Origin of the sequence: Vibrio sp. 10N.222.46.A1 (assembly GCF_041473595.1) — a bacterium.
GTDB lineage: Bacteria > Pseudomonadota > Gammaproteobacteria > Enterobacterales > Vibrionaceae > Vibrio > Vibrio tasmaniensis_A.
Genome location: NZ_JBFRSN010001047.1, coordinates 1 through 3,951 on the forward strand (window position 1 = coordinate 1; position 3,951 = coordinate 3,951).

The following is a 3,951-nucleotide window of genomic DNA, read 5'->3' on the forward strand; positions in this document are numbered from 1 at the left end:
CTTCGAATCTTATTGATTGCAGTTATCTCGGTGTTCAGCACGATGAGTTTTGCAAGCGAAGAGGTTGAGTACTCAGAATTGGACTATTTAGATCGACCGTTGATGGAACGCTATATCTTGGATGAATTGAAGCAGCTAAGAATGGACCAACAAGATCTTGAAAGACGTTTGACTATTCAGATGACCGACCGTGAGCTCGCTGTGGCGGACAAATCGCTGAATTACGCCAACGTGACTGTAACCTATTTTTTCTACATTATTGCGGGTGTCGCTTCACTTATCGCATTAGTTGGGTGGCAATCGCTTAAAGAACTCAAGCACACAACCAAAGAGATGGCTGACCAGCGATTGAATTCTATCGCTCAAGAGTACGAGAAGAAGTTTAACGTTCTTGAAAGGGATCTAAAGCGTAAGACTCGAATTATCTCAGAGAACAACCGAGAAATTGAAATCATCAATGAAATACACAACTTATGGTTGAGAGCGCAAAATGCTCAAACCGCCGAGCAAAAAATTGAAATTTACGATGAGATCTTAAAAGTCCGCCCTGGTGATTTAGAGGCGCTCACTTATAAAGCTGATGCCGCAATGGACATGCAGGAATACCATTGGGCAATGAGCTTATGTAACCGTGTATTGGAAGTGGATGATCAAAATGCTCACGCCTTGTACCAACGAGCTTGTTCGTATGCAAGATTAGGTGCTGAAGGTCAGGCAATCGACGACTTAGAGCGCTCTATCGAAGCCAGTGGCTCAATGCGAGAGTTGCTAGCTGAAGAGCCAGATTTTGAGATGCTACGCGGCTTAGATCGTTTTGAAGCGCTTTGTGAAGAGTAATTATTTAATGGCATGGTGAGCTTCGTACGCTTACTATGCTTTTAATCATTTTTACGGAACGGTTTCTTACATTTCGCTTATTTTACTGAATCAATTGTTATGTTATAACATTTGAAAAGTTCATTGTGATAACCGTTAAGTATTTTTATGAAGTTCCTCCGCACTGGCCTGATTGTTACTGCTATCAGCGCATTTTCACTTGCTTTATATCTTTCTCTTTCTCCTGAACCACCAGAAGACATCGCTATCAAAATTACACCTTACCAAGGTGTGGTTTCGGCTGATGAGAAGCCATCGAGTTCAGACGTTGAGTCAAGTTCTCTGGTAAGAGTTCATTATTTTGTCAAAGTTGGGGATACACTCAGTAATGTATTTACCTCTTGGAAACTCCCTTACGGAACGGCTCAAAAGATACTTGAGGCCGATCTAGAATCACTGAAACTGGACACGATCAAGCCTGGTGATCATCTAGAGTTGTTGTTGGATAGTGACTCTAAGCAGCTAGTCGAATTGATTTACCATGAGAGCTTGGTTGAGCAGGCTGTTTACACAGAAAATGATGACGGTAGTTTTAGTTATCAGTTCATCGAGACTCCTGGGGAATGGAAAGAAAAGCTGTACGCAGGTGCGGTGCAGGGTAGTTTTTCCACGTCAGCTTACAAGGCCGGTTTAACCAGTGCCCAGATAGCCAATATCACTCGAACGCTGAAAGATAAAATTAACTTCTCCAAAGATCTCAGAGCTGGCGACAGCTTTAATGTTTTGGTTAAAGAGCAATACATGGAAGATCACTTAACGGGTAAGACTGAAGTGCAAGGGGTCTCTATCAAGCTACGAAATAGGGAAGTGGCGGCTTTTCTTGCTGCGGATGGACGTTTCTATGACCGAGAAGGGAATAGCCTTGAGCAAGCTTTCAATCGATACCCAATAGACAAACAATTCCGAAGAATCACTTCATCATTCAACCCATTCCGAAAGCATCCTGTGACTGGACGTGTATCGCCGCATAATGGTACTGATTTCGCCACACCTGTGGGTTCACCCGTTTATTCAACGGGAGACGGTAGGGTTGTGGCACTTCGTGACCATCCATACGCAGGGAAATACATAGTGATAGAACATAACAGTGTTTACAAAACTCGTTATCTGCATTTGAGTCGATTCTTGGTTAAGAAAGGGCAACAGATTAAGCGTGGGCAGGAAATTGCGTTGTCGGGTGCAACAGGCCGTTTAACAGGGCCTCACTTACATTTTGAAGTGTTGGTACGTGGAAGGGCGGTCGACGCGATGAAGGCTGACCTGCCTTTGGCAAGCTCTATATTACCGAAAGACAAGGGGACGTTCCTCGCTCGAATTGCCTCTTTTGATGAGATCATCTCTGAGCAAGAAGGCAGAACGAGTTAAATTCACTTCAGCCACGGCTTATCCTTATTCCAACCTTCTGGTGATAAACAAACCGAACGTTGGAATAAGCATTTATTGAATCACATGATTTCAGATTCGATTAAGCGACGACAACCGCTGTTCCGCTGGCTGATACCATCAACATGCCATTACCTGTTCCTAAGACTTCATAATCGATATCGACACCAACAACTGCGTTTGCACCCGCTTCAATCGCTTTCTGCTCTAGCTCTTTGAATGCGTAGTTACGTGCTTTCTCCAGTTCCTTTTCATAGGTGCCAGAACGTCCACCGACGAAGTCTCGAATACCTGAAAACATATCCTTGAATACGTTAACCCCTAGAATGGCTTCTCCGGCAATAACCCCTTTGTAATCGACAATGCGTTTGCCTTCGACAGATTGTGTGGTGGTAATAATCATAATGGCCTCTGTAAGTTAGATGGTTGGTTACTAGATGAGTTGTTACTAGTTGGTTTGTTACTTGATGATTAGTTACTCGCTGAGTTTTGTCTCTGAGCGTGTGAATTCATGCCTCAACCATGTTCTCAGTTTTAGCACACTTTCTTGTTTTAATTTGTTTTTTGGACAAACGAAATAGAAATCTTGATGGGGGTTAGCCACTGGCTCACTAATTTCGACCAACATGCCATGGCTGATGTCATCTTTCACAAACAAGCGGTGAGTGACTAATACACCAAGCGAACGAATGGCAGCCTGTACGGCTTGAATCGAGACATCGAACGTCAAGTTACTGTGGAACGTCGGCATGGGTATTTGGTAATGATCGCACCACACTTGCCAGTCATGCTGTCTTCTTGGGTTGAAGACACCAATGGTTGGGTTTTGTTTCACCAGTTGTTCAACGCTTAATCCCATTTGGTTTTTCAATAGTGCTGGGCTGCACACCAATACCAGATCATCGTCACCGAGCTTTTCGCTGTAATATCGGTCCCACTCGCTCGGTTTACCGTGCACCAGCGCGATGTCGACACCTTCCTGCTCTATGTCGAAAGTGCCCGTTAGCGTGGATATACGAATATCAAGAGAGGGGGCAAAGCTTTGGAATTCCGAGACTCGCGGGATCCACCAGTGCATGGCGAGTGAGTTCACCATGTTGAGGGTAATGCGGTGATCGTTAGGCGTTCTGGCAAGCTCTTCGGTGGCTTCTATCACCTGTTCAAGTGCGGGCGCAACCTTTCGATAATATCGCTTACCGGCGGCATTAAGAACAACACGACGACCTACTCGCTGAAATAGCGGTTTATTAACCAGTTGCTCTAGTGATTTGATGGCTTGGCTTACTGCAGAATGACTGACATACAACACTCGAGCAGCGTCGGTCATGCTGCCGGTTTCAGCAACAGCAATGAAAGCATAAACGGATTTAAGCGGGACGAGTTTCTTCATTGGTAAGTTTTCCTTACAGTTATGGTTAATATTACTCGCTATTTTTCATCACGTCACGCTTCTAAAATAGGTGTCATAGGAGGTGATAATTATGTCTGATATTACCAAGGCGACGACTTTCATGTTGTTGTCGACGTTCAGTTTGTCTTTGAGTGGCTTGATGGCCAAGTATCTATCTGAAGTGATGCCAATCTCGTTACTCAGTTTTGTGCGTTTTTTGTTACCCAGTCTGTTCTTATTTTTATTCTTGATGTTTTACAAAATAACGAAACCTTCACTCGATATGTGGAAACCTTTGGTGA

At 44.0% G+C, this 3,951-nt stretch carries 4 protein-coding genes and 1 pseudogene; 3 read left to right on the forward strand and 2 right to left on the reverse strand.

All coding sequences use genetic code 11. The annotated features are described in order from the left end of the window. On the forward strand, nt 1–837 hold an 837-nt coding region (locus AB4496_RS23565), incomplete at its 5' end, for a tetratricopeptide repeat protein (protein ID WP_372132184.1). A gap of 147 nt (nt 838–984) precedes the next feature. Further along, the gene (locus AB4496_RS23570) at nt 985–2,241 is read left to right on the forward strand and encodes a peptidoglycan DD-metalloendopeptidase family protein (RefSeq protein WP_009845607.1); all 1,257 of its coding nucleotides are present in this window, start codon (nt 985–987) and stop codon (nt 2,239–2,241) included. A 100-nt stretch (nt 2,242–2,341) separates the two neighbouring features. Here AB4496_RS23570 and AB4496_RS23575 read toward each other — a convergent pair whose 3' ends face one another. Together AB4496_RS23575 and AB4496_RS23580 are read right to left on the reverse strand one after the other, a co-directional pair. Continuing rightward, complete coding sequence (locus AB4496_RS23575) at nt 2,342–2,662, reverse strand: heavy metal-binding domain-containing protein (protein WP_004730185.1); 321 nt, start codon at nt 2,660–2,662, stop codon at nt 2,342–2,344. Between the two features lie 72 nt (nt 2,663–2,734). Beyond that, nucleotides 2,735–3,649, reverse strand: a complete 915-nt coding sequence (locus tag AB4496_RS23580; protein ID WP_009845606.1) for a LysR substrate-binding domain-containing protein — start codon at nt 3,647–3,649, stop codon at nt 2,735–2,737. A 91-nt stretch (nt 3,650–3,740) separates the two neighbouring features. Between AB4496_RS23580 and AB4496_RS23585 the strand changes: the two are divergent. After that, nucleotides 3,741–3,951 (forward strand): annotated as a pseudogene (locus tag AB4496_RS23585) (EamA family transporter); the annotation flags it as partial.